The organism is Ulvibacter litoralis (assembly GCF_900102055.1).
Classification (GTDB): Bacteria; Bacteroidota; Bacteroidia; order Flavobacteriales; family Flavobacteriaceae; genus Ulvibacter; species Ulvibacter litoralis.
Genome location: NZ_FNBA01000001.1, coordinates 553,892 through 578,772, shown reverse-complemented (window position 1 = coordinate 578,772; position 24,881 = coordinate 553,892). Strand labels below are relative to the sequence as shown.

Annotated in this window: 24 protein-coding genes; 11 read left to right on the top strand and 13 right to left on the bottom strand. The window is 36.9% G+C overall.

All coding sequences use genetic code 11. The features are described from left to right. Positions 1 to 93 precede the first annotated feature (93 nt). From truB to BLQ00_RS02670, 4 genes are read right to left on the bottom strand one after another with little or no spacing between them, the layout of a single operon-like run. The gene (gene truB, locus BLQ00_RS02685; RefSeq protein WP_093140145.1) at positions 94 to 795 is read right to left on the bottom strand and encodes a tRNA pseudouridine(55) synthase TruB; all 702 of its coding nucleotides are present in this window, start codon (positions 793 to 795) and stop codon (positions 94 to 96) included. Position 796: 1 nt separating this feature from the next. Further along, positions 797 to 1,591, bottom strand: a complete 795-nt coding sequence (locus BLQ00_RS02680) for an undecaprenyl-diphosphate phosphatase (RefSeq protein WP_093140142.1) — start codon at positions 1,589 to 1,591, stop codon at positions 797 to 799. A 3-nt stretch (positions 1,592 to 1,594) separates the two neighbouring features. Next, positions 1,595 to 1,852: a DUF3098 domain-containing protein gene (locus tag BLQ00_RS02675; protein WP_093140139.1), complete on the bottom strand. Its 258-nt coding sequence runs from the start codon at positions 1,850 to 1,852 to the stop codon at positions 1,595 to 1,597. 41 nt (positions 1,853 to 1,893) lie between these two features. Next, entirely contained in the window at positions 1,894 to 2,772 is an 879-nt protein-coding gene (locus BLQ00_RS02670) for a cell division protein FtsX (RefSeq protein ID WP_093140136.1), read from the bottom strand. A gap of 121 nt (positions 2,773 to 2,893) precedes the next feature. Between BLQ00_RS02670 and leuS the strand changes: the two genes are divergently transcribed. Both leuS and BLQ00_RS02660 read left to right on the top strand, forming a co-directional pair. Then, positions 2,894 to 5,752 carry a leucine--tRNA ligase gene (gene leuS, locus BLQ00_RS02665; RefSeq protein WP_093140134.1) on the top strand — a complete coding sequence of 953 codons (2,859 nt, stop codon included), beginning with the start codon at positions 2,894 to 2,896 and terminating at the stop codon, positions 5,750 to 5,752. Positions 5,753 to 5,806: 54 nt separating this feature from the next. Continuing rightward, positions 5,807 to 6,496: a zinc metallopeptidase gene (locus BLQ00_RS02660; RefSeq protein ID WP_093140132.1), complete on the top strand. Its 690-nt coding sequence runs from the start codon at positions 5,807 to 5,809 to the stop codon at positions 6,494 to 6,496. 123 nt (positions 6,497 to 6,619) lie between these two features. Here the strand turns inward: BLQ00_RS02660 and BLQ00_RS02655 are convergent, their stop codons facing one another. Continuing rightward, positions 6,620 to 7,531 carry an anti-sigma factor gene (locus BLQ00_RS02655; protein WP_217629419.1) on the bottom strand — a complete coding sequence of 304 codons (912 nt, stop codon included), beginning with the start codon at positions 7,529 to 7,531 and terminating at the stop codon, positions 6,620 to 6,622. 253 nt (positions 7,532 to 7,784) lie between these two features. Between BLQ00_RS02655 and BLQ00_RS02650 the strand changes: the two genes are divergently transcribed. Beyond that, a complete protein-coding gene (locus BLQ00_RS02650) occupies positions 7,785 to 8,492 on the top strand; it encodes a response regulator transcription factor (RefSeq protein ID WP_093140130.1) in 708 nt (235 codons plus the stop codon). Beyond that, positions 8,492 to 9,985, top strand: a complete 1,494-nt coding sequence (locus tag BLQ00_RS02645) for a sensor histidine kinase (protein ID WP_093140128.1) — start codon at positions 8,492 to 8,494, stop codon at positions 9,983 to 9,985. Before BLQ00_RS02650 ends, BLQ00_RS02645 begins: the two co-directional genes overlap by 1 nt. 95 nt (positions 9,986 to 10,080) lie before the next feature. Here the strand turns inward: BLQ00_RS02645 and BLQ00_RS02640 are convergent, their stop codons facing one another. Then, positions 10,081 to 11,451, bottom strand: a complete 1,371-nt coding sequence (locus tag BLQ00_RS02640; protein WP_093140125.1) for a saccharopine dehydrogenase family protein — start codon at positions 11,449 to 11,451, stop codon at positions 10,081 to 10,083. 70 nt (positions 11,452 to 11,521) lie between these two features. On the opposite strand from BLQ00_RS02640, the gene BLQ00_RS02635 reads away from it, so the two are divergent. Together BLQ00_RS02635 and pckA are read left to right on the top strand one after the other, a co-directional pair. Further along, positions 11,522 to 11,914 (top strand): DUF423 domain-containing protein, encoded by a 393-nt coding sequence (locus BLQ00_RS02635; protein ID WP_308425254.1) that lies wholly within the window; start codon positions 11,522 to 11,524, stop codon positions 11,912 to 11,914. Positions 11,915 to 11,990: 76 nt separating this feature from the next. Then, positions 11,991 to 13,592, top strand: coding sequence for a phosphoenolpyruvate carboxykinase (ATP) (pckA, locus tag BLQ00_RS02630; protein WP_093140123.1), 1,602 nt, complete (start codon positions 11,991 to 11,993; stop codon positions 13,590 to 13,592). Between the two features lie 79 nt (positions 13,593 to 13,671). Here pckA and BLQ00_RS02625 read toward each other — a convergent pair whose 3' ends face one another. Both BLQ00_RS02625 and BLQ00_RS02620 read right to left on the bottom strand, forming a co-directional pair. Beyond that, positions 13,672 to 14,421 (bottom strand): uroporphyrinogen-III synthase, encoded by a 750-nt coding sequence (locus BLQ00_RS02625; RefSeq protein ID WP_093140120.1) that lies wholly within the window; start codon positions 14,419 to 14,421, stop codon positions 13,672 to 13,674. A 30-nt stretch (positions 14,422 to 14,451) separates the two neighbouring features. Further along, on the bottom strand, positions 14,452 to 15,105 hold the full coding sequence (locus BLQ00_RS02620) for a DUF4271 domain-containing protein (protein ID WP_175445401.1): 654 nt from the start codon (positions 15,103 to 15,105) through the stop codon (positions 14,452 to 14,454). Between the two features lie 114 nt (positions 15,106 to 15,219). Here BLQ00_RS02620 and BLQ00_RS02615 point away from each other — a divergent pair, with 114 nt between their 5' ends. From BLQ00_RS02615 to BLQ00_RS02605, 3 genes are read left to right on the top strand one after another with little or no spacing between them, the layout of a single operon-like run. Next, complete coding sequence (locus BLQ00_RS02615; protein WP_093140115.1) at positions 15,220 to 15,951, top strand: polyprenol monophosphomannose synthase; 732 nt, start codon at positions 15,220 to 15,222, stop codon at positions 15,949 to 15,951. Further along, positions 15,951 to 17,291, top strand: a complete 1,341-nt coding sequence (locus BLQ00_RS02610; RefSeq protein WP_093140112.1) for a dihydroorotase — start codon at positions 15,951 to 15,953, stop codon at positions 17,289 to 17,291. The genes BLQ00_RS02615 and BLQ00_RS02610 overlap by 1 nt, the downstream gene beginning before the upstream one ends. After that, complete coding sequence (locus BLQ00_RS02605; RefSeq protein WP_093140109.1) at positions 17,291 to 17,776, top strand: DUF4296 domain-containing protein; 486 nt, start codon at positions 17,291 to 17,293, stop codon at positions 17,774 to 17,776. Before BLQ00_RS02610 ends, BLQ00_RS02605 begins: the two co-directional genes overlap by 1 nt. On the opposite strand, the gene BLQ00_RS02600 is transcribed toward BLQ00_RS02605, so the two are convergent. After that, complete coding sequence (locus BLQ00_RS02600) at positions 17,765 to 18,790, bottom strand: NAD-dependent epimerase/dehydratase family protein (protein ID WP_093140107.1); 1,026 nt, start codon at positions 18,788 to 18,790, stop codon at positions 17,765 to 17,767. The genes BLQ00_RS02605 and BLQ00_RS02600 overlap by 12 nt on opposite strands. Positions 18,791 to 18,879: 89 nt before the next feature. On the opposite strand from BLQ00_RS02600, the gene tyrS reads away from it, so the two are divergent. Further along, positions 18,880 to 20,178, top strand: a complete 1,299-nt coding sequence (tyrS, locus tag BLQ00_RS02595; protein WP_093140104.1) for a tyrosine--tRNA ligase — start codon at positions 18,880 to 18,882, stop codon at positions 20,176 to 20,178. Between the two features lie 179 nt (positions 20,179 to 20,357). Here the strand turns inward: tyrS and BLQ00_RS02590 are convergent, their stop codons facing one another. From BLQ00_RS02590 to BLQ00_RS02575, 4 genes are all read right to left on the bottom strand, one after another. Then, a complete protein-coding gene (locus BLQ00_RS02590; protein WP_093140100.1) occupies positions 20,358 to 20,873 on the bottom strand; it encodes a DUF350 domain-containing protein in 516 nt (171 codons plus the stop codon). Between the two features lie 7 nt (positions 20,874 to 20,880). Continuing rightward, positions 20,881 to 21,918 carry a hypothetical protein gene (locus BLQ00_RS02585; RefSeq protein WP_093140097.1) on the bottom strand — a complete coding sequence of 346 codons (1,038 nt, stop codon included), beginning with the start codon at positions 21,916 to 21,918 and terminating at the stop codon, positions 20,881 to 20,883. Next, complete coding sequence (locus BLQ00_RS02580) at positions 21,918 to 22,892, bottom strand: LuxE/PaaK family acyltransferase (protein ID WP_093140093.1); 975 nt, start codon at positions 22,890 to 22,892, stop codon at positions 21,918 to 21,920. Before BLQ00_RS02580 ends, BLQ00_RS02585 begins: the two co-directional genes overlap by 1 nt. A 92-nt stretch (positions 22,893 to 22,984) precedes the next feature. After that, positions 22,985 to 23,974 (bottom strand): T9SS type A sorting domain-containing protein, encoded by a 990-nt coding sequence (locus tag BLQ00_RS02575; RefSeq protein WP_093140090.1) that lies wholly within the window; start codon positions 23,972 to 23,974, stop codon positions 22,985 to 22,987. 221 nt (positions 23,975 to 24,195) lie between these two features. Between BLQ00_RS02575 and BLQ00_RS02570 the strand changes: the two genes are divergently transcribed. Then, on the top strand, positions 24,196 to 24,879 hold the full coding sequence (locus BLQ00_RS02570) for a response regulator transcription factor (RefSeq protein WP_093140087.1): 684 nt from the start codon (positions 24,196 to 24,198) through the stop codon (positions 24,877 to 24,879). Positions 24,880 to 24,881 lie beyond the last annotated feature (2 nt).

Genomic DNA, 24,881 nt, shown 5'->3' with positions numbered 1-24,881 from the left:
TATTTAGCGAATTTAGGGAAACTTATAGAATTTAGGCGAAAATGAGAAGCGTTTTGATGCATTTAACAAATTGCAATTGCAATTTGCGGGTGGCTATGATGCCGTTTCTTCGGTCAATTTTGCTTCAAAAGCTTCAATAGAAATTGCGTTTTCAACTGAAAAGTCTCCGATTTTGGTTCTTCGTAATGCCGAAAGATGGGCGCCATTGTTTAAAGCTTTTCCGAAGTCGTGTGCCAGCGATCGAATATAAGTTCCTTTGCTGCAAACCACTCTAAATTCAACGTTTGGCAATGTAATGTTGGTAATTTCAAATTCTGAAATCGTAATGTCTCGCTTTGGAATATCTACGGTTTCACCAGCTCTAGCAAATTCGTACAAACGTTTTCCTTCTTTCTTTAACGCAGAAAAAATTGGTGGTTGCTGCTGAATGTCTCCTGTAAACTGATGCGTTGCGGCTATAATTTCTTCCGAAGTAATCCCTGATATATCAAAGGTTTGATCAATTTCTGTTTCCAAGTCGTAACTCGGTGTCGTGCCTCCTAAGGTGATCGTTCCAGTGTATTCTTTTACTTGCGCTTGGTAAGTGTCAATTTGCTTGGTGAACTTTCCTGCGCATAGAATAAGAAGTCCAGACGCCAAAGGATCTAATGTTCCTGCATGTCCAACTTTAATTTTTTTAAGTTGAAATTGCTTCTTAATAAGCCAACGGACTTTATTCACTACCTGAAACGAGGTCCAGTCTAGCGGTTTGTCTATTAAGATAAGTTGTCCTTCCTTGTAGTCTTCTGCGTTCATCTTATTGGTATAATCCTACAGCAATTGCGATAATCCCTACAATAATGCAGTACACGGCAAAATACCTTAGTTTGCTTTTTCGCACCAGTGAAATCATCCAAGTACAGGCAATTAATCCAGAAACAAAAGCTGCAATAAATCCGAGTCCTAAGGTTGAAAAGTTAGCACTTTCTGAAGCTAAATCGCCACTTAAAATGTCTTTTGCAATTTTTCCGAAGATAAGCGGAACAACCATTAAAAAGGAAAATCTTGCGGCTTTACTTTTATCATTTCCTAAAAGTACTGAGGTGGAAATGGTAGCGCCACTTCGAGAAATACCAGGCAACATAGCGATGGCTTGTGAAATCCCGATAATAAATGCATTTTTAAAGGTTACTGGTTTGCCTGTGCTTTTGGCTCTATCTGCAAACCAAAGCAATACTGCAGTTACAATTAACATAGCACCCACAAAAGCGATATTTCCTCCAAAAAAGGATTCTAGTTGTTCTTCAAATAACAATCCGATAATGACAGCAGGCAGCATGGATACTATAATTTTTACAGTAAACTGAGTCTCTTCATTCCATTTAAATTTTAGTAAGCCGCTAATTATTTCCCATACATCCTTTCTAAAAACAACCAAGGTACTTAAAGCAGTAGCGAAGTGCAGAATTACGGTAAATAAAAGACTTTCTTCGGGTACCGAAGTATCTCCTAAAATGGCTTTTCCTAGTTCTAAATGTCCACTAGATGAAACAGGTAAGAACTCGGTAAATCCTTGAATAATACCGAGAATAATGGCTTCCCATGCGTCCATAAATTAGTCTTTTTTATGAGGGTTCAGTAAAATGGCATACACCTCAATTCCAAAGCCAATTAAAATCAGCGCTGGAGCCAAACGAATACGTTGCCAGTTGTAGATAGCAGGATTAAACACATTAGGATCGTCGCTTCCTCCGCCTGTCATTAAGATAAAACCTAGAATAATAACGGCAATACCAATTAGCATGAATTTGTAGTTTTTACGCTCAAATACAAAAGGCATTTGTGTTTCTTCTCTTCGTTTCTTCTCTCCCATAATTGATATACTTTAGGTTTCGGGTGCAAATTTACCCTTTTTTAATAATACAATTCGTCGGTTCGTAGGTTTAAAAAACGTTGGGTTGCAAAAAAGGTGCTAATCCACGTAATAAACAGTCCCATAAAAAAGATAAAAGCAAATAGAAGTCCGATAAGCACTTCGTCGCTTAGCAATTGTAATTCTGGAAAACTTTTGTCTAAATAAAACAAAACCGCAGCCATTCCAATCATTGCTAAAATAGCGCCTAGAACCCCTAATTTTACACTTTTCCAAATAAAAGGTCTTCGAATAAAGCGTTTGGTCGCGCCCACCATTTGCATGGTTTTGATTGTAAATCGTTTCGCGTATACTGAAAGTCGGATAGAACTATTAATAAGCAATACAGCAATAAATGTAAACAAGCCGCTTATGATTAAAACCCAAAGGCTAATTTTTTTCACGTTGTCGTTAAGCAACGCAATTAAAGGCTTGTCATACACCACTTCGTCTACAAAATTTTTGGCGACTAATTCGGTAGTGATTTCTTCTAATTTTTCTGGCGAAACATAATCGGCCAATAAATAAACATCGATACTATTTTGTAAAGGGTTGTACCCTAAAAACTCCATGAAATTTTCGCCAATAGTAGCGCTGTGCTCTTCGGCAGCCTGCTCTTTTGAGATATACTCGGCAGATTTTGTGTATTCGGCCAAGGCTAAACTTTGCTTTAACTGTGTGATTTCAACCTCTTTGGCGGTGTCTTTTAAATAGATGGTGAGTGCTATTTTTTCTTTAAAGTGATCTGCTACTTTTTTGGTGTTCAGTACTAATAATCCTAATAAACCTAATAAAAATAGGACCAAGGAAATACTAATTACTACCGAAAAGTAAGACGATATTAATCTGCGTTTTTGATATTTTTCAAAAGAAGATGCCATATAATAATTTTGATTCTAACGGTAAAAATACAATGAATTTTACACCTGCAAGTAAGTAACGTTTAAAGTTTTGTCTTTCGTACAATACTTGTAAATTTGCGCTTCTTAAGAAACTAGAAAAATGAGCAAATATTACTTCAACGATATCGAGTCTAAATGGCAAAAATATTGGGCAGAAAACCAAACGTTCAAAGCGACAAATAACACAGAAAAACCTAAATATTATGTGTTAGATATGTTTCCTTATCCTTCGGGAGCGGGACTGCACGTTGGACATCCGCTGGGGTATATTGCAAGTGATGTGTACGCTCGGTACAAGCGTCATCAAGGTTTCAATGTGTTGCATCCAATGGGATACGATAGTTTTGGATTGCCTGCAGAGCAGTATGCAATTCAGACAGGGCAGCATCCTTCAGAAACAACTAAAGTGAATATTGAAGGCGGCGTTGACAACCAAGGAACCAAAATTGAAGGCTATAGAAAACAGTTAGATAAAATTGGATTTTCATTCGATTGGAGTCGCGAAGTGCGAACTTCAGATCCTGGCTATTACAAATGGACACAATGGATTTTCATTCAATTATTTGAAAGTTGGTACGATAAAGCTTCAGACAAAGCACGTCCTATTTCAGAGCTAGTAACTATTTTTTCTTCGGAAGGAAATACAACCGTACAAGTTGCCTCTGAAGCCGATATAACTCCTTTTACTGCCAACGAATGGAATGCATTTTCCGAAGCAGAAAAAGAAAAAACACTCCTTAAATACCGACTCACTTACTTGGCTGAAACGGAAGTAAATTGGTGTCCAGAACTAAAAACAGTACTTGCGAACGACGAGATTGTCAATGGCGTTTCAGAACGTGGTGGACATCCCGTGGTGCGTAAAAAAATGAAACAATGGAGCATGCGTATTACTGCCTATGCCCAACGTTTACTAGACGGATTGGATACCATCGACTGGCCACAGCCGCTTAAAGACACACAAACCAACTGGATTGGAAGATCGAAAGGGTCGAGTGTTACCTTCAAAGTGAAAGACAGCGACGAAACCATTGAAGTATTTACCACACGTCCTGATACTATTTTTGGAGTGAGTTTTATGACGTTAGCGCCAGAACACGATTTGGTTGCAAAACTGACTACGGAAGCACAAAAAACAGCAGTTTCAGATTATATTGAAGCCACTGCAAAACGAAGCGAACGCGAGCGTATGGCAGACGTAAAAACCATTAGTGGTGCGTTTACAGGTGCCTATGCCGAGCATCCTTTTACAGGAGAAGCAATTCCTATTTGGATTGGAGACTATGTGTTGGCTGGCTACGGAACGGGAGCGGTAATGAGTGTACCTTGCGGGGATCAACGTGATTACGATTTCGCAAAACATTTTGATATTGCGATTCCGAATATTTTTGAAGGTGTCGATATTTCTGAAGAAGCATACGCCGATAAAGACAAAACTGTTATTGCAAATAGTGACTTTTTAAATGGTCTTGGGTATGCGGAAGCAACTCAAAAAGCCATTGAAGCTTTAGAGCAAAAAGAAGCAGGAACTGGAAAAATTAATTACCGATTGCGCGATGCTGTATTTTCACGTCAGCGCTATTGGGGAGAGCCTTTTCCAGTATATTATAAAAACGGAATGCCACAAATGATTGCTTTGGAGCATTTACCGATTCAATTACCAGCAATAGAAAAATACTTGCCAACCGAAACTGGAGAGCCGCCTTTAGGTCGCGCCGATGTTTGGGCGTGGGACGTTACAACCAATAAAGTAGTAGCCAATTCGCTCATTGACGATGTTACGGTTTTTCCGTTAGAATTAAACACCATGCCAGGATGGGCGGGAAGTAGTTGTTACTTGTTCCGTTATATGGATCCACAAAATGATACAGCATTGGCTTCAGAAGAAGTTATGAAGTATTGGGGGAATGTCGATTTGTACTTAGGAGGAAGCGAACATGCTACCGGTCACTTGTTATACAGTCGTTTTTGGGTGAAAGTATTGTTCGATTTAGGGCATTTACAAGTAGACGAACCTTTCAAAAAGTTGATCAACCAAGGAATGATTTTGGGTGAAAGTGCTTTTGTAAATAGAATTGAAGGTGAAAATACGTTTGTTACAGCTTCGAAAATAAAAGATAAAAAGGTTCAAGGGATTCATACTGATGTTTCTTTTGTTGATATTCATAATAATTTAGATGTTGAAGCTTTTAAAAACTGGCGTGAAGACTTTAAAGACGCTACGTTTATCACGGAAGACGACGGAAGCTTTAAGGTAACACGCGAGGTGGAGAAAATGTCGAAGTCGAAGTACAATGTGGTGAATCCAGATGCGATTTGCGAGCAGTACGGTGCCGATACGTTGCGTATGTACGAAATGTTTTTAGGTCCGTTAGAGCAAGCGAAGCCTTGGAGTACTGCTGGAATTACAGGGGTTTCTAATTTTCTGAAAAAATTGTGGAAATTGTATCATTCAGGTGCTGAAGAAGGTTTTTCTGTATCGGAAGACGCTGCGAGCAAAGACAGTTTAAAAACACTGCATAAAACCATTAAAAAAGTACAAGAGGATATTGAAAACTTCAGTTTTAATACGTCGGTTTCCACCTTTATGATTGCCGTAAACGAATTATCGGCTCAAAAATGTACAAGTAGAGAAATTTTGGAGCCGTTGGTGGTATTAATTTCTCCGTATGCACCTCATATCGCAGAGGAGCTTTGGAGTTTGTTAGGACATTCTGAAAGTATTTCGGAAGTAGCTTTCCCTATTTTTGAAGCTAAACATTTGGTAGAAAGTGCAAAAGAATATCCAATTTCATTCAATGGAAAGATGCGATTTACGCTAGAGTTACCATTAGATATGAGTAAAGATGACATTGAGTCAGCAGTAATGGCACATGAGAAAACACAACAATATCTAGAAGGACGCACGCCTAAAAAGGTGATTATTGTTCCTGGAAAGATTGTAAATATTGTGGGATAAAATCTAGCATACTTTTTGTAGTATCTTTTATTAGATTTAAAAAACAAAACAACAATGATTGGATATTATATTTTAGCAGGAGCCATTTTTTTGGTGAGTATGTATGTAAGTAATAAGCTTAAAAGTAAGTTTAAGCATTACTCACAAGTACATTTACAAAATGGAATGAGCGGTAAAGAAATTGCCGAAAAAATGTTAGCCGATAACGGAATCACCGATGTAAAAGTGATTTCTGTCGCAGGACAACTTACAGACCATTACAATCCAGTAAATAAAACAGTAAATTTAAGCGAAGCGGTATATGCGCAACGCAATGCAGCGGCAGCGGCAGTAGCAGCGCACGAATGCGGACACGCGGTACAACATGCCACAGCGTATAGTTGGTTAACGTTGCGTTCTAAAATTGTACCCGCAGTTGGTATTTCGAGCAAGCTATCGAACATTGTAATCATGGCCGGACTTGTATTGTCTGCTACGGGAACGATGTTAGGAAATACGATCTTTTTCATCGGAATTTTACTCTTTGCGGTAACAACGGCTTTTTCGTTTATTACGCTTCCGGTAGAATTTGATGCGAGTAACAGAGCATTGGCGTGGTTAGAAGATAAAAATATGGTTACTCAGCAAGAACATGCTGGTGCAAAAGATGCTTTAAAATGGGCAGCGCGTACGTATGTTGTCGCTGCGATAGGATCGTTAGCAACCTTACTTTATTTTATAAGTATGTTCTTAGGAAGACGATAAACTTCAAAAACATAAAAAATTTAGAATAAAAAAATGCCCGTTTTCGCGGGCATTTTCTATTAGTAATGAATTGGGGAGTTTTTCTGAATCATTTCAGATTCAGAAGCAAAAAAACAATTAAAACTATCGTGTTACTGTTCCTGTAGGGAACGAGCCAAGATTTTGATTAAAACTGTAAGTCGCAGGAGCGGTGTCATTGCCAGCGACAGCAGCAAGAGGCTTTAGTAAAAATGGTGCCGGACTATTGTCTGGAGACGGTTCGATACTTATAACTACAGTTCTACCGCGAATATCCAAAGGAAAAGTTTCTCCTGTGGGAGCATTGTTGAAAAAGTCTTCTCCTGGAATTGGAGGGCCTACCTGTTCTGTTCCGCTAAAACTACTACTAGCGCCTGCATTTAAATCGACAGTGTCGAATGCAGTAAATTGACCTGTTGATAAGGGACCTGTTTCTCCAACAACCCATCCTTCATATACCCATCCTTCAGGAAGTGTTGGAAGTGTAAAATCTGGAGTTGGTGGCGCTCCGGGAAGTCCGAACCAAACACCGCTTTCGTCATTTCCGTTGTTTACAGAACCTACAGGTTCGTCTGTTGGACTACGAAGAAAAAAGGATCCAGCAACAGAACTAAAATCTCCAATAGCGGGTGCTACAGAAGTTGAGACGGCTGCAGTAGTTCCGTTAAAGTCTCCCGCGATTAATTTTTGAGCCGACGGAGCAGGGTCGCTGTCCGGATTTGGTTCTACAGTAAGAATGAATTTTGTGGCATCATTGAGCGTTTCCGTAGCTACTGAAAAAGATGTTTCTGATAATACACCGCTAGCATCAACCGAAAAAGTTCCCGTTGAAATAGGTGTTCCGTCTACAAGAAGCCATCCTTCATAACGTGCATTGGTTCCTAAATCTTCTAAATTGGTAATCGCTAAGGTTAGGTTTCCGTTTTGTGGAGTCGCGTCATCGTCACTACTACATCCTACCAGTAGTAAGGCTGGAGCTGCGAGTAAGCCAAGCATAATTTTTTTAATTGTTTTCATAATATTGTTTTTGTTTGTTTCTATTGCAAAGCACGACCTATAGTATTGCAATAGTCTCACGAAATAATAACGGTTTTGTGATACTCTTTTCTGAAGCCTATTTTCCTTCAAAAATGTGCCCCAATTTTTAGTTGTATTTTGTAGTAGTATATATAATGTGATTCAAAAAAGAAGGATGTGATAGTTTTGTGATATAAAAAGCTTCATTTAGCACTGAAAAATAAAATGTAGAATCGTTGTTCAAATTAAAGAGATGAAAAAAGTATTGATTATAGAAGATGATAGGGAACTTATCAATTTAATTGAAATTCATCTACGTGATATTGATTGTGAAGTTTTAAAGGCATACAACGGCAAAGAAGGTCTTGATCTCGCTCTTACCGAAAAACCAGATTTGGTCATTCTTGATATTTCCATGCCTATTATGGATGGTTTTGAAGTTTGTAGGCAAATTAGAGCCAAGCAAAGCACTCCCGTAATTATGCTAACCGCCAAAACAGAAGAAATTGACAGAGTCTTGGGGTTAGAGATTGGTGCAGACGATTATATTTCAAAACCTTTTAGTGTTCGTGAGTTTATCGCTCGTGTGAAAGCTGTGTTTCGGCGTTCTGAGATGGACCGTAAGTCGGTCGCAAACGAAACTATTTCTGAATTGAAGTTTGACGGACTCGAAATAAACCTAGAGAAACGGAAAGTTATTCAGAAAGGTCAGCGCGTAGAGCTTTCTCCAAAAGAATTTGAATTGCTTGCTTTGATGGCGGCTAGTCCCGGAAAAAGTTTTAGCCGATCACAACTGTTGAGTCTTATTTGGGGCTACGATTTTGAAGGGTACGAGCATACTGTAAACTCACATATAAACCGTCTTCGGGCAAAAATTGAACCCGAAATGGCAAAACCCACTTACATTATTACCACTTGGGGTGTAGGTTATAAGTTTAACGAAGATATACCGAAACTCTAATGAAAAATACTACGATTTCAAACAAGCTGATTACCAAACTGAGCATTTCGTTTTTCTTGATTATTGTGTTAATGGGAATAACGTATATCGTGCTTTCTATTTTCTTCGGAAGTAAATTTCAGCAAGAAACAGCTCAAAAGTTAAATGCAAATGTTGCCGAACATTTAATTGATGAAAAATTTAAAGATGCTTCTCCCTTTTTGGAAGATGGAAGTGTAAATAGTCCGCTTTTTGGTGACATTATGCACGATATGATGGCTGTGAATAGGGCGATTGAAGTGTATTTGTTGAATGAACAAGGAGAAATTTTGTATTCCGTAGTGCTCGATCATTCCAATCCGAACGAACCCTCCAAGCATGTAGATTTAAAGCCGATCAAGGAGTTTGTAGCAAGCGAAGAGAAGATACATATTTTGGGAGATGACCCTCGAAATCCGGGCGAGAAGAAGATATTTTCTGCGGCTCATTATGAGAAAGATGGTTATCAAGGCTATATTTATATTGTATTGGCGGGTGAAGCGTATCAGAATGTTTACAATTCATTAGTATCTAGCTATTTTCTGAAACTTGGTACTGCGGCCACAATCCTTACAATGCTTTTTTTAATCCTTTTAGGGTGGCTTAGTGTGTGGTTTCTTACCAAAAATTTGAGAACGGTTATTTATCATGTGAAACGATTTCGTGATGGAGATATTGAAAGTAGAATACCCAATGCTGAAAAATCTGATTTGGCTACGTTGGCGGTTACTTTTAATGAAATGGCAGATACTATTTCCAGAAATATGGAAGAAATTAAATCGGTAGATGTTTTGCGAAGAGAACTCATCGCCAATGTGTCTCATGATTTAAGAACACCGTTGGCAGTTATGCAAGGCTATATTGAAACGCTTCAGATTAAGAAGCATACCTTGAGCGAAACTGAACAAACAGAATACGTAGCTATTATTGAAAGAAATATAAAACAGCTTACGAAGTTGGTTTCGCAGTTGTTTGAATATTCAAAATTGGAAGCAAAACAAACAAAACCTATAAACGAACCTTTTCCAATAACAGATCTAATTTATGATATCCATTCCAATTATCAAGGGTTGGCGCGTGAAGAGGATATTGATCTAAAAGTTGCCGTTGTGGGTGAAACCCCTTTGGTGTTTGCAGATATTAGCCTTGTAGAGCGCGCGATTCAGAATTTAATGGACAATGCAATTAAATTCACCCCTTCTAATGGAGTCATCGAAATAATTGTGGCGCATGATGCGAAAAATGTTGTCGTGAAAATTAAGGATACAGGTCCGGGCGTAGCGAAAGAGGATCAGAAGTATATTTTTGAACGCTTCCGACAAAATGAAACCTCTCAAAAGAAAAAAGGCATCGGACTCGGTTTGGCGATAGTTAAAAAAATCATGGAATTGCATGGAACCAATATAACGATTACAAGTGTGCCCAATGAAGGGAGTACGTTCGAGTTTTATTTACCTGCGTATTCGTTAAAATAACAAATGATTCAGATTTATTAAAAAATAAATTGCTCTGAAAAAAAGAACTTCTTCAGAGCAATTAAGTACTATTAAATGGTGCTTACCTTTCAGTATTAAGCCACAACGTTGTTTGGGTTGTACCCTAAATATTGAGTTTCCGTTTCTTTGAAAGTGATTCCGTAGCTTTCCAATTCTTTTAAAATTGGTTCGTACACTTCTTTTAAAATCGGGACTTGAACTCCAGGAGTTGTAATTTCTCCATTTAAAATTTTAAGTGCTGCAATAGCCACTGGCAATCCAACAGTTTTGGCCATAGAGGTGTAGGTTTGATCGTCGCCAATAGAGACCATATTACTATCTATTTGGTATTTTTTGCCGTCTAATTCGTACCCAAATTTATGGTACATAATAATCATGTCTTTGTCGTCTTCGTCTAGTGTCCATTTGTCTTCTAGAATTTTCTGAAGTGCTTGTGCAGGCGTAGCATCTGCAATTCCGATTTTCTTTTCGCCGTTTAGAATGTCTAGGTCTAAAATTTTATCCCACATTAAATCGTCTTGGTCAATTTTCAGATTATGACGTAGCTTCAACTCAACGCTATCTGTTGGTGAGTATGGTAAAAATGAATTTACGAATTCGCGGTACGATAAATTTTCAGAATCAGGTATGGTATAAGTATCGTCTGTCATTCCGAGTTGTACAAACATGTTCCAAGCCTTACTGAAGCCAACACGACGAATGGTTCCTCGGTACAGAGTTAAAATATCGTCCAGGCCATACACCGACTGGTATTTTAATGAATTTCGGTTGGCGTAGACTTCAAACTTTCCGTAGTCATCCACAGAAATAAATTCGGTTCTTCTAAATAATCTATGGTAGGGAATGTATTTGTATTTTCCTTCTTGAAGAAATTCGGCTGCGCCTCCTTGTCCGGCAAGTACCACATTTCTCGGGTTCCATGTAAACTTATAATTCCATAAGTTGTTATCACTTTCAGGAGCAATTAAACCACCTGTAAATGATTCGAACAATAGCATTTTACCACCTTTGTCTCGGATGCGATCTATCACTTGCATGGCACTCATATGATCTATACCAGGGTCTAAACCAATCTCGTTCATAAAAACCAATCCTTTTGCTTTCGCCATAGGATCTAGTAGTTGCATTTGGTCGCTAACATAAGAAGCGGTAACAAGGTGTTTTCTAAATTCGATACAGTCTTTAGCAACTTCAATATGGTAACGAGCTGGGAGCATAGAGATTACTAAATCACTATTTTCGACAGCTTCTTTACGTTGTGTTTCATTAAAAACATCTAGAAAAATACCTCTTCCATTGGGATGGTTTTCGGTAAGTTTTTGTGCGTTCTGAATAGAAATATCACCAATAGTAATATAAAGTTCTTCAGATTCCGATTTCTCTAATAAATATCGGATTAAACTTGTGGCCGAGCGCCCTGCTCCTATGATTAAAATGTTTCTCATTTGTGAGTTTTTCGTTAACTTTGTTGTATTCGTTATGTGCTAGCGAAAGTACTAAAATGTACCGTATCCGATGAGTAATATAGATAAAAAAATAGTTGTCACAGCAAGTATCTTAGCTGCTTTAACAATAGCTATTGGTGCTTTTGGAGCCCATGGATTAAAGAATAGTGTGGATAGTGCTTCGTTGGCAACATTTGAAACAGGGGTTCGATATCAAATGTATCATGTGCTCGCTTTATTGGTAGTTGGTTTTGCGTCGGCCATACCAGTTACAACCCGTAAATGGGTATTTTTGTTTTTTGTCTTCGGAATCATTTTCTTTTCAGGATCAATTTATTTATTGGCCTTAAAGTCTATTCTTCCTTTTGAGGTTTCTTTTCTTGGACCGATTACTCCCATTGGAGGTTTGCTCTTTATAATTGGATGGTTGCGATTGACTTTTGGATTATTAACAATGAAATAGGGATAAATTTATTAATTTAAACAGCTTATCTCTTTCAGATTTATTATTTTTGCAGTCACAACAATTAAAACAAAGTATGGTCACTAATAACCAAACTACGAAAACGATTTCGCTAGATGCTTACGGAATCAAAAATGCAAAAATTAATTATCAACTCTCTTCTGAGGAACTCCACAACAAAACATTAGAAAAAGGGCAAGGAAAACTTGCGAGTAGTGGTGCTTTGGCTGTAAATACTGGCGAGTTTACGGGGCGATCTCCAAAGGATCGTTTTATCGTAAAAGATGATGTAACTCGAGACAAAGTATGGTGGGGGAATATCAATATTCCTTTCCCAACAGACAAGTTCGACAAGCTGTATGATAAAGTTACCAGCTACCTTTCAGAAAAAGAAGTTTTTGTGAGAGATAGTTATGCTTGTGCAGATGAAAAATACAAGTTAAACATTCGTGTAATTACCGAACATCCTTGGTCTAATATGTTTGCACATAACATGTTTTTACGTCCTACGGAAGAAGAATTGCAAGGATTTGATCCAGAATGGCTGATTGTAAATGCTCCAGATTTTAAGGCAGATCCTGCTGTGGATGGAACAAGACAACACAATTTTGCGATCTTAAACTTTACCAAAAAAATCGCCTTGATTGGAGGAACAGGATATACAGGAGAAATTAAAAAAGGAATTTTTTCTGCATTAAACTTTATTCTTCCAGTTGATAAGAACACAATGCCTATGCACTGTTCTGCAAATGTTGGTGATAATGGTGAAACCGCTATTTTCTTCGGATTATCAGGGACGGGTAAAACAACCTTGTCTGCAGATCCTGAAAGAAAGTTAATCGGAGACGATGAACACGGATGGACAGCAGAAAACACCATCTTCAATTTTGAAGGAGGTTGCTATGCAAAAGTGATTAATCTTTCGCAAGAGAATGAGCCAGATATTTATAATGCCATTAAGCCAGGAGCAATTTTGGAAAATGTAATTATGAATGAAAAAGGGGAAGTTGATTTTGAAGATACTTCTATCACACAAAACACACGTGTAAGTTACCCAATTTATCATATTGAAAATATTCAAGTGCCTTCTATTGGAGAAAACCCTAAAAATATTTTCTTTTTAACAGCAGATGCTTTTGGAGTATTGCCTCCAATCTCTAAGCTCACGCCGGGTCAAGCTGCATATCATTTTATTAGTGGTTATACAGCGAAAGTAGCAGGTACTGAAGAAGGAATTAACGAACCAACACCAAGCTTTTCAGCTTGTTTTGGAGCGCCTTTCATGCCGTTACATCCAACAAAGTACGCCGAGATGTTGAGTAAGAAAATGAAAGATGCTGGTGTGAATGTATGGTTAATAAATACAGGTTGGACAGGTGGTCCTTACGGTGTTGGAAGCAGAATGAAATTAAAGTACACACGTGCTATGATTACGGCTGCTCTTGACGGTAAACTGAAAGATGTAGCTTTCGAGAAACATCCTATTTTTGGATTACAAGTACCACAAAGCTGTGAAAATGTGCCAAGTGAAGTTTTAAATCCGAAAGGAACTTGGAAGAATCAAAAAGCGTACGATATTCAAGCCAACGAATTGGCAGCTTCGTTTAAAGAAAACTTTGCGAAGTTTGAAGAGTATGCAAATGATGAAATTTTATCTGGAGCTCCTATAGCGGGATAACCAGAAGACAATATCTATAAACTAAAAAAGGCTTACCGTTTGGTAAGCCTTTTTTTATTCGTCATTTTAAAGAAGGATGTTATTTTTTATGGTTTACTTCTTTAATGTATTTTTCCAATGCCATTGTCATAGAAGGTGTTTCTGGTGTTGGCGCGTGAATGTCTACACGAAGCCCTTTTTCGCCCGCAGCTTTCACTGTGGTGTTACCAAAAACAGCAATTCTAGTGTCATTTTGCTCAAAATCTGGGAAGTTTTCAAACAATGATTCGATTCCACTAGGGCTAAAGAAAACTAATATGTCATAATACACATTTCGAAGTCCGCTTAAATCGCTTACAACGGTTTTGTAAAATGTAGCCTCTTTCCAGTTTACTTTTAATTCGTTTAGTATTGCTGGTACTTCTGGTTTTAGTTTGTCGGAAGTAGGAAGTAAAAACTTTTCGTTTTTGTATTTTTTTATGAGTGGAGAAAGTTCAGGGAATGTTCTTTTACCAACATATATTTTTCGCTTTCTGTATACCACATATTTTTGCAGGTAGTAAGCAACTGCTTCACTCAAGCAGAAATATTTTAAAGTATCTGGCACTTTAAAACGAAGTTCTTCTGCAATTCTGAAAAAATGATCTACAGAATTTCTACTAGTTAAAATAATGGCTGTGAATTGCGAAAGATCAACTTTTTGAGAGCGAACATCTTTTCCTGAGACACCTTCTACATGGATAAAAGGAACAAAGTCAATTTTTACTTTTTGTTTTTCAATTAAATCAAAATATGGAGAGTTCTCAACCTTAGGTTCTGGCTGCGAAACTAAAATAGTTTTCACTTTCATACAATCAATATTTTTATGTTTCCTACTACGCTAATGTAACACCTTGTATAATATATAATAAGGTGCGATTTCAAGAGCGCAAAGATACAAAATAAAATAGAAGAAATTAGCCAAAATTATTTTTCCAATTGACTTGTAACTATTAAAGAGGGCAATGCCGTTTAAAATGAGGATAATTGCGATAAAGCTAAGTAAAATATTTAGGGAAGGTTCTAGAGTGTAAAAAAAGATAAGATTCCCAATAAATAAAGCAATTGCGAGAAGATTTCGGTAGCTTAATTTTTGGTATAAGTAGTTGTTTATTAGTGCATCAATAGAGAAAATGGAGCCTACAATTTTTTCTATTGAAAACTTAATTAATATAAAGATTGAATAACCTGAACAGATCTGAAGAAACAACCAAGGATTCGTTTTTAACACTTCTGGACGCATAACTTTCAAAAATAAAAACAAAAAAATACTTACAGAAATTACTTGATTGATAAACAATAAGATGTTAAAAGGGTGCTTTATATCGTCATTTTTTCCATGAACAAAAAAGTATTTATTGTTGATAGGGAGTAATATAAACTCATCAAATCTTTTTGGATACGCATATTTAGCAATCGTATAAAGCACGACACACCCAACTAAAAAAAGGGTGATCCAATCTAAGGATTCGGTATAACGCTCTACGTATTGCACTCTAAATTTTGGGATAAAGGTACTGTAAATTAAAACGTGTAAAAAGGAGTTGAATTAGATTTTCTCTAACATATAATAGTCAAAAAAACGGTACATTTGCCTTAAAAAAGGAGCATGTCCAACGCTTTAGTGGTAATACCCACTTACAATGAAATTGAAAATATTGAACGATTGCTTCGGAATGTTTTTTCGTTGCAACGTGAATTCGATGTTTTAGTGGTGGACGATAACTCACCCGACGGAACGGGCGCAGCGGTGAAACAGCTTTTTGAAGCATACAAGGGACGTGTCTTTTTGTTAGAACGCGAGAAGAAAGGTGGATTAGGAACAGCTTATATTGCAGGTTTTAAATGGGCATTGGAACGCGATTATCAATATATTTTTGAAATGGATGCCGATTTCTCACACAAACCAAACGATTTAATTCGGTTGTATAATGCTTGCGAAAAAGAAGGTTTTGACATGGCAATTGGTTCACGCTATGTAACAGGGGTAAATGTTGTAAATTGGCCAATGAGTAGGGTATTACTTTCTTGGTTGGCTTCAAAATACGTCCAATTTGTAACTAGAATGGAAATTCACGATACCACAGCTGGTTTTATCTGTTATAGACGTGCTGTTTTAGAAAAGATCAACTTAGATAAAATACACTTTATAGGATACGCGTTTCAGATAGAAATGAAATACAAAACCTATTTAAGTAACTTTAAAATAAAAGAAGTGCCTGTTGTATTTACCGATAGAACGAAGGGAGAATCTAAAATGAGTTCAGGAATTATTTCTGAAGCTATTTTTGGAGTATTAAAAATGAAATTTAAAAGCCTGTTTAACAGCCTAGATATCTAATGAACACAATTTTAATAAAAAACGCGCAAATAGTAAACGAGGGAACCATCATCAATGGAGATGTTCTTATTCAAGACGATCGTATAGCTGAAATTGCTGAAAGCATTAGTGTAAAATCGGCAGACACGAAAGTAATTGATGCCGATGGCTGCTATCTAATTCCTGGAATGATTGACGACCAAGTGCATTTTAGAGAGCCGGGCCTTACGCACAAAGCGAATATAGCTACCGAATCTAAAGCGGCAGCAGCGGGCGGAATTACGTCTTTTATTGAAATGCCGAATACTGTTCCGCAGGCAACCACAATTGATTTGTTGGAAGAAAAATTTGCAATCGCAAAAGAAACCTCTTGGGTAAACTATTCGTTTATGTTTGGAGGTACCAACGACAATTTAGATGAAATTTTAAAGGTAGATCCTTCAAAAGTAGCGGGACTTAAGTTGTTTTTAGGATCTTCTACAGGAAATATGTTGGTGGACAACCCTGAAACCTTAGAAGAAATTTTCAGTAAAACTGATTTGCTTATTTCGGCGCATTGTGAAGACGAAACAACAATCAAGCAAAACATGTCTGTGTATGTAGCAGAATTTGGAGAGGATATTCCGATTGAAAAACACCCTTTAATTCGAAGTGAAGAAGCGTGTTATATTTCTTCTTCTAAAGCAATTGAGTTGGCAAAAAAAACAGGTGCTAGATTGCATGTGTTTCACCTTTCTACTGAAAAGGAAACGCATCTTTTTAGCAACAAAAAACCACTTTCAGAAAAGAAAATTACAGCCGAGGTCTGTGTGCATCATTTGTGGTTTACCGACCAAGATTATGCAACCAAGGGCACTAAAATAAAATGGAACCCAGCCGTTAAAACACAAAAAGATAAAGATGGTTTGTGGAAAGCGTTGCTCGACGATCGTATTGATGTTATTGCTACAGATCACGCACCTCATACACTAGAGGAGAAAAATAATAATTATACAAAAGCCCCTTCTGGAGGTCCTTTGGTGCAACATGCATTAGCAGCCTTATTCGAAATGCATCATAAAGGATTTATTTCGGTGGAAAAGTTGGTTGAAAAAACAGCACACAATCCTGCTATTTTGTTTCAAATTAAAGATAGAGGGTATATTAAAAGAGGGTATAAAGCCGATGTCGTTTTGGTAAATCCATTTGCGCCTTGGACGGTTAATAAAGAGAATATACTATACAAATGCGGTTGGTCTCCGTTTGAAGGAACTACGTTTAAATCGCGAGTTACGCATACTATTGTGAATGGAGTCTTGGTGTATGAAAACGGAAAATTCCCAAATAAGAGCGTACCAGAACGATTAACATTTAACCGATAATGAAATACATTACAGCTATTGTTTTTTGTTTTTGCTTGTTGGCGTGTCAGGATGTAAAACGTCCCGAAATGCCTGCAAATTTAATTCCTGAAGATAAAATGGTCGAAATTATGACAGAAGTCTATCTCATTAATGCGGCACGGAGTATAGACAATAGAATTATTATTGAAAAAAAATTGGCCTTAGAAAAGTTTGTTTATCTAAAGTATGGAATTGATAGCACACAATTTGCAGAAACTAATGCCTATTATACTTCAGATTTAGGGATGTATAATAAATTATTTTTGAAAGTTGAAGAACGGATGGTACGTTACAAAAAAGAAGTAGATAGTTTAGAAAAAATTCGTTTGCAACGTGAAGAAGCCCAACGGAAACAAGATAGTATTGATGGTGTAAAGGTGGATAGTGTTGAGGTTACACCGAATCTGCTTCAAAAAAAACCAAAGCAAAACTTAATAGATCCGCAAGAAGCATTACTTCCGTAGGTCTTTCTGAAGGTAATTAGTCGCGACTCTAGCGATTGTTTCTTTATAAGGGGTAAATGTAAAATTCAACTCTTTTTCTATTTTAGAAGTGTCGTAAATAGAAAAATTGTAAAGCGAAGTAATCGTGGTTTTTAACAACTTCCGTTTTGTGCCAAAAAGAGTGCTTACAACACTATCTAAAGCTGCAAAAATCGTTAATAACCATTTCGAAGCCTTTTTTGTAGGTGGTTTTTGATGGAGGTTGGTTGCCAATTCGGTAAGGAAATCTTTGTAAGATACCGTTTTACCTACGAGTATATACCGTTCGTTTATCACCGCTTTTTTCATGAGCGAAATGAGTACAGTTACAACGTCTCTAACATCCACAATGCCAATTCCGCCAGGCGTATAAAAAGGGATTCCCTTAGCGACCGATTTTAAAATAACACCACTACCAGAATTCCAATATCCAGAACCTAAAATAATTCCAGGGTTTACAATAATTGCATTTAGTCCTTCTTGAGTTCCACGCCAAACTTCCATTTCGGCACCGTATTTAGTAATGGCATACACACTATTTTTTGTTTCAGGATTCCACTCGGTAGCTTCAGAAATAGGTGCGTTATTAAGTTCTTTTCCTAAGGTTGCAATAGAACTCACATACATCATTTTTTCGATCTTATGAGACAAACAAAGGTTTACTACGTTGGCAGTACCTTCAATGTTTATTTTTTTAAGTCTGTAATAATGTTTGGGGTCAAAACTTATGTATGCAGCGCAATGATATACCTTGGTGATATTTTTAAATGCTTCGGAAAGTGAAGGAATTTCAGTAATATCGGCTTCTACCCATTCAATTTTGTTGAAAAGCGACTGTGTTTCTTCAGGAGTTTCAGTGTAAAAAGAAAACACTTTTTTAACGGCTTGTATATTACTTGATTTTCGGTGTATCGCACGAATTGACTCGTTGTTTTTCAGAAGAAAATACAACAAATGTGAACCTACTAATCCTGTGCCGCCCGTAACTAAAATCATATACTCAAAAATAGTCTTTTTTGTAATATACTTTCATCTTTTAGCCATATCCGACTATCTTTGTTGAATTATTAAAAAAAGACACAATTTTGAAACTAAAAAATTTCGTAGAAGAGTTACAATGGAGAGGAATGGTCCATGATGTAATGCCAGAAACAGAAACCCATTTAATGGAGCAAATGCGCGCCGCGTATATTGGGTTTGATCCAACAGCAGATTCACTTCACATAGGTAATTTAGTACCTATTATGTTGTTGTCTTTTTATCAAAGATGCGGACATAAACCCGTTGCTTTGGTAGGGGGTGCTACGGGAATGATTGGTGATCCTTCGGGAAAATCTAATGAACGTAATTTTTTAGATGAAAAAACATTACGCCACAATCAAGAATGTGTACGTGCTCAATTGTCACAATTTTTAGATTTTAATTCGGGAGCCGAGAATCAAGCTTTACTCGTAAATAATTACGATTGGATGAAAGAGTTTTCATTTTTAGATTTTATTCGTGATGTTGGAAAACATATTACGGTAAATTATATGATGGCGAAAGATTCTGTGAAAAAAAGATTGACGGGCGAGAATGCTGACGGATTGTCTTTCACAGAGTTTACATACCAATTGGTACAAGGATATGACTTCTTGCATTTGTATAAAAATGAAGGTTGCACGCTTCAAATGGGCGGTAGCGATCAATGGGGAAACATCACAACGGGTACCGAATTAATTCGTCGTATTGGTGGAGGTAAAGGGTACGCACTTACCTGTCCGTTAATTACTAAAAGTGACGGAAGCAAGTTTGGAAAAAGTGAAGGTGGAAATGTTTGGTTAGATGCAAAACGAACTTCACCCTATAAATTTTACCAATACTGGTTAAATACTAGTGATGATGATGCTGAGAAATACATTAAAATATTTACATTCTTAGATCAACAAACAATTGAAGCAATTGTTGCTGAACACAAAGAAGCGCCGCACATGCGCTTGCTTCAAAAGCGTTTGGCACAAGAAGTAACGTGTACGGTTCACAATGAAGAAGAATATGAGAAAGCAGTGAAAGCTTCTGCAATATTATTTGGTAATTCTTCAGCAGACGATTTAAAAGAACTAGACGAGCAAACCTTTTTAGATGTGTTTGACGGAGTTCCACAAACAGAAGTGCCAATGGCAGAAATTGAAGCTGGGTTGGATATTATAGGAGCTTTAGCAGAAAAGACAGGCTTCTTAAAATCGAACGGTGAAGCGCGTCGTGCCTTGAAAGAGAATTCAATTTCTGTAAATAGAGAAAAAGTTACAGATGCATTTAGTGTTTCAACTTCAGATTTAATCAACAACCAATTTGTGTTGTTGCAACGTGGTAAGAAAAACTACTTCATTATTAAAGTAGTGTAGTAAAAACGCAAGCTTTCAGAAATAAAAATTAAATAAAACCCCTAAATCTACTGTAGACTTAGGGGTTTTTTCAACTAACCAACCAACTATGAAAGAGTCTTAACTCCTCTTCTTCATAAACCATTAAATATTTTAACTGAAGTAATAGTCGACGGTTTGTTAGTTACCTTACATTGTTTTTATAAATAATTTGTAACTTCTGGATACGGCACTAAAGAGCTGATTAATAACGAAATACTATCTTTTGCGATAAGTGTGATGCTAATGAGTATGGTTGCCACCAAAATAGCTACAGCAATATTGTTGCGTTGTATCTCTTTAAACTCATTTACTCCTTTGGTAAGAAGAGAGAATAGTAAAAAAACAGCAAGGTTTATACATAGTGCGCAAACAAAACCAATAAAAAGATACAAGGTTGAATATCCAATAATAGTAGTGATGCTAATGGCTTCGTTTTGCGTTGCTGAAAGTCGGATTACATTGGTGATTGACGGAACAACTTCACTTAAAATAATACCAATAGATAGCATAATTCCTGACGTGAAAATTACAAATGCTAGATTGTCTCCTTGCAGTGTTTCTTTCTTGAAAAATAACTTTTTTAAGAGGATGTACGAAATGAAAATAACGACCACAGAAATTCCGATAGACAGAATTATCTCTAAGAGCGCTAGGGTGAAAAGTTGTGAGTTCATAAAATTATTATTTACTAGTTAGTACCACGTTCCAATGATTTACATTGTTGAAATTACTAGGAAGCACGCCAACGTTATAGTATTTGGCCGTTGTTTCCCAAAGAATGTATTTTTTTCCGTTATAAACCTTCGTAGCGCCTCGTGCAGGAAGGTTGATTCCGATAATAGAGTGTTTGTAAAAGTCGCTGTTTACAATGGCTACATCGTACTTAAAATGACTTAAAATGGCGTAGGCTAAAACGGTTCTAGTGTCACAGTCTCCTTTTAGATTTTGAAGAAAAGAGACTGGATTTTGAATTCCGTAAAGCTTGTTTCCAATACAGCAATCTGGACAGTCTTCTAAAACGGTTCTAATAGAACGTTCGTAGTTATTGGCTGGCAAGCATTCTTCTTGAAATACAAATGAATACGGAATATCTTGAATGCAAGTAACTACCATTTCGGCGAATTCCATTTGGTTGAGGTTTTCGCTTTTCCGAATTTCATTAAAGGTATTTAGCACCAAATCTAAGCTTGGCGTGTCTTTTTTAGCCATGTATAGATATAAGTTTCCCCAAAAATTCCCTGTGGCCGGAGGACGAAATCTAGCAACACTATTTTCTAGCGATAGATAATCTTGTTGACGTACTGTGAGTGCTCCGTTGTATTGGTTTCCGAAGTTATCGCGCCATGTTCTATAACTTGAAAATACCGGAATGGTATCATTGTTTTCGATAATAGTGTGTGTGGCTACAATTTCTTCAGAAGGACTAGGAGGTTCTTCTATGTGAATGGTTTGTAATGCATTTAAAAAAATACCGCCAATAAATTTAATTCCGAAGAAAAACAGAAACAGAAATACCCCTTGTCTAAAAATAAGTTTTGCGGAAGGTTTTCCTAATAGTTTTATGGTAACCAAGATGGAAACAATAATTGCAAAAACACCCGCAATGCCGTCTGAAAGTCCGGTGGTTATTTTTATGAGTCCGAAGCCAATAACGCTGCACACTATGGAAATGAAAATCCACAGACAACCGTCGCTTGTTGAAGTTGGTTTGTTCGTCATTAAAGCACCATTAAGTTGCAGCCACGAATGTCGCTAGCATCAAATCTACCAATAATTTCGAAACTGCCATCGTCGTAGCATTTCCCTAAATCTTGGGTGGCAATAAACGCGCAAGAATACAGGTTTGCTAAATCCACCACATTAATACCGCCTGTGTTACCTTGAGTGTAAGACAGTGCGTCTTCGGTGTCGCGGGTATAGATCTTCATCCAGGGCGGACAAGTAAAAACACCATTTCCTTTGGAATAGGCTTGTGAGAGCAGTTCTGTCATTCCGTATTCACTGTGAATTTCTGAAACGCCAAACCCAATTTTTAACAAATCGTGAAGTTCGTATTTAATGAGTTCTTTTCGTTTTCCTTTCATGCCGCCCGTTTCCATGATGAGGGTGTTTTTAAGCTGAAAGGTTTGTTTTTCAATCAAATCCAGTAAGGCATAGGAAACACCTAACAAAATTGTTTTTTGATTGTTTTTTTCGAGTTCCGTTAATTTTTCAATGAGTGCATCGGTGTCGTTGAGGTAGAAGCCACTGTGCGGATTGTCACTTTTTTTTATTAGGTCTGCCACCATGTATATTAGTGAAGAACCATCGCGTTCAAGGTAGGACGGAAGCAATGCCAAGATGGTATATTCGGAAGGGTTTCCGTAAGTTCTTAAAAAGCCTTCTGTAAAACTTTTTTCGTAAAGATCTACATTGGCCACCAAATGCTTGCTTGTAATAGCGCCTGTGGTCCCGCTACTTGTAAAGGTTGTTTTTGGGGACAAACCTTCGGCAATAATAGAATGACTTTTAAAAAACTGAATGGGTAAAAATGGAATGTCTGTGACGGTTTTTACTTCGGAAGGGTGTACGTTCAATAAGTCGCAAAATTGTCTGTAAACAGCGATGTTCTTGTATTGATATTGAAAAACCTTGAGGGTTTGTATCTCAAAATCTTCAGAAGAAGTAATGGTAAAAATATCTTTTTCCAGCATGTGGTTGTTTCAGAAAAAATCTATTCAAAAATAGGGAATAAAAAAAAGCTTCTGCAAAAACAGAAGCTTTTAAATTTTAAAGGAGTGCTAAATTAGTTTACTACTAATTTTTTAGTAATAGAAGCAGTTCCTTGTACAATCTTAACAATGTAGATTCCGCTGTTAAGGTCAGCAATGTTTAATCTGTCGTTTGCAATTGTAGTGTTGATTACTTCTTTTCCAAGAACATCGTATACAGCTACTTGTTTTGCACCTGCAACAGTAGAAGAGATGTTTACAAATCCTTTTGTTGCTGGGTTCGGGTAGATTGCAAATTGGTCGTTTTGAAGATCATTTGTTCCTAAGATTCCGTCGAAAATAACGTTGTCTAAGAAAAATGCTTCACCACCAGCGTTACATCTAGCTTCAACTACTAATTGTACTGTAGATCCAGTTGTTAAAGCAGCAGTTCCAGTGATCCACTCTAATTGGTATTCGCCAGAAGTAGCATCAAAAGGCACTAAATCGTCGATATCGCTTCCAGTAGAATCAACAATGTCGATTTCAGTATTGTTTGTAAGGTCTTTTACGTAGATACGGAATCTGTCAGAAGAAGAAGCGTTTTCAGTACCATCACCTTCAAAGTTTCCGTTTAATGGGTTGCTATTAATTCCAAAAAGGTAATCAATAGAAACTGTTGCACCAGTAACACCTGTTAAATCTACAGTAGCAAATTCTAAAATAAAGTTACCATCTACATCTGTAATTTGGTATCCTTGGTCACCATCTGTATATCCTACATCTGCAGAAGGAGTAAAGCTTGTGATGCCAATAAAATCACCATCTGTTAAACCAACATCTGGAGTGTCATACGGTTCATAACGAGCATCAACACCTAATTCTACAACACCATTTTGGTTAAGAGGTGTTTGAAGCGGGTTGTTTACTAAATCGTGAGCAACGTTTGCGTCACCTAAATCGAAATATTTTGCGTCATTAACTCCAGCAGTTATAACTTCCTCTTGGAAACTTGTTGAAGCGACGATTTGAGCAAAAGAAACACCACTCATTAAAAGAGCAGCTAAAAAAGTAATTTTTTTCATCAAATTATTTGTTTAAAATTATGGCGCAAAGATACATAAAATCAAGTCTCTCACACTCTTAAAAATGATCTTTCAATTAGTTTAACGATAAAATAACATAGCCTGTTTTAAGAGCTTGATAGAGGCGAAACCATGTTACGTAAACGTTATTAATTGTTTTTGAAACTGTGTGTAAACCGTATTTAACACTATATTTATAACGTAAAAATGAAATTTTAGACATGAAAAAGAAAGACATAAGAATCCTTTTGGTTGATGATGAGCCAGATATCTTAGAAATTGTAGGGTATAATCTTTCTTCGGAAGGGTATGAAGTGTTTACTGCAAACAATGGTGTTAAAGCGGTGAGTGCGGCAAAAAAACACCAACCACATCTTATCATTTTAGACGTAATGATGCCAGAGATGGATGGGATTGAAGCCTGCGAAAAAATTAGAAAAATTCCAGAGCTGTCCGAAACAATTATTACATTTTTAACCGCAAGAGGAGAAGATTATTCTCAAGTTGCAGGTTTTGATGCAGGTGCCGACGATTATATTACGAAACCTATTAAGCCAAAAGTTTTGGTGAGTAAGGTAAAAGCATTGTTACGTCGCTTTAAGCAAAACGCAGAAGAAGAAAGCACTATTAATTTAGGAAACTTAATAATTAATAGAGAAGAGTATAAAATTTCAATTTCAGGCAAAGAACTTGTTCTACCTAGAAAAGAATTTGAATTGCTATCACTTCTAGCTTCAAAGCCAGGTAAAGTTTTTAAACGTGAAGATATTTTAGATCGTGTTTGGGGAAATGAGGTAATTGTAGGTGGTAGAACCATCGATGTGCACATTCGTAAGTTACGTGAAAAAATAGGCGATGAAAAGTTTAAAACCATTAAAGGAGTTGGGTATAAGTTTGTAGTGTAATG

Bases quoted from the DNA above. Each gene is read 5' to 3' on its own strand.
- pckA (WP_093140123.1), top strand. From the start codon at position 11,991: ATGGTCACTAATAACCAAACTACGAAAACGATTTCGCTAGATGCTTAC.
- BLQ00_RS02645 (WP_093140128.1), top strand. From the start codon at position 8,492: ATGAAAAATACTACGATTTCAAACAAGCTGATTACCAAACTGAGCATT.
- leuS (WP_093140134.1), top strand. From the start codon at position 2,894: ATGAGCAAATATTACTTCAACGATATCGAGTCTAAATGGCAAAAATAT.
- BLQ00_RS02580 (WP_093140093.1), bottom strand. From the start codon at position 22,892: ATGCTGGAAAAAGATATTTTTACCATTACTTCTTCTGAAGATTTTGAG.
- truB (WP_093140145.1), bottom strand. From the start codon at position 795: ATGAACGCAGAAGACTACAAGGAAGGACAACTTATCTTAATAGACAAA.
- BLQ00_RS02585 (WP_093140097.1), bottom strand. From the start codon at position 21,918: ATGACGAACAAACCAACTTCAACAAGCGACGGTTGTCTGTGGATTTTC.
- BLQ00_RS02670 (WP_093140136.1), bottom strand. From the start codon at position 2,772: ATGGCATCTTCTTTTGAAAAATATCAAAAACGCAGATTAATATCGTCT.
- BLQ00_RS02605 (WP_093140109.1), top strand. From the start codon at position 17,291: ATGAAATACATTACAGCTATTGTTTTTTGTTTTTGCTTGTTGGCGTGT.
- BLQ00_RS02640 (WP_093140125.1), bottom strand. From the start codon at position 11,451: ATGAGAAACATTTTAATCATAGGAGCAGGGCGCTCGGCCACAAGTTTA.
- BLQ00_RS02590 (WP_093140100.1), bottom strand. From the start codon at position 20,873: ATGAACTCACAACTTTTCACCCTAGCGCTCTTAGAGATAATTCTGTCT.
- BLQ00_RS02570 (WP_093140087.1), top strand. From the start codon at position 24,196: ATGAAAAAGAAAGACATAAGAATCCTTTTGGTTGATGATGAGCCAGAT.
- BLQ00_RS02680 (WP_093140142.1), bottom strand. From the start codon at position 1,591: ATGGACGCATGGGAAGCCATTATTCTCGGTATTATTCAAGGATTTACC.
- BLQ00_RS02600 (WP_093140107.1), bottom strand. From the start codon at position 18,790: ATGATTTTAGTTACGGGCGGCACAGGATTAGTAGGTTCACATTTGTTG.
- BLQ00_RS02625 (WP_093140120.1), bottom strand. From the start codon at position 14,421: ATGAAAGTGAAAACTATTTTAGTTTCGCAGCCAGAACCTAAGGTTGAG.
- BLQ00_RS02615 (WP_093140115.1), top strand. From the start codon at position 15,220: ATGTCCAACGCTTTAGTGGTAATACCCACTTACAATGAAATTGAAAAT.
- BLQ00_RS02655 (WP_217629419.1), bottom strand. From the start codon at position 7,531: ATGAAAACAATTAAAAAAATTATGCTTGGCTTACTCGCAGCTCCAGCC.
- BLQ00_RS02635 (WP_308425254.1), top strand. From the start codon at position 11,522: ATGAGTAATATAGATAAAAAAATAGTTGTCACAGCAAGTATCTTAGCT.
- BLQ00_RS02610 (WP_093140112.1), top strand. From the start codon at position 15,951: ATGAACACAATTTTAATAAAAAACGCGCAAATAGTAAACGAGGGAACC.
- BLQ00_RS02650 (WP_093140130.1), top strand. From the start codon at position 7,785: ATGAAAAAAGTATTGATTATAGAAGATGATAGGGAACTTATCAATTTA.
- BLQ00_RS02575 (WP_093140090.1), bottom strand. From the start codon at position 23,974: ATGAAAAAAATTACTTTTTTAGCTGCTCTTTTAATGAGTGGTGTTTCT.
- BLQ00_RS02675 (WP_093140139.1), bottom strand. From the start codon at position 1,852: ATGGGAGAGAAGAAACGAAGAGAAGAAACACAAATGCCTTTTGTATTT.
- BLQ00_RS02660 (WP_093140132.1), top strand. From the start codon at position 5,807: ATGATTGGATATTATATTTTAGCAGGAGCCATTTTTTTGGTGAGTATG.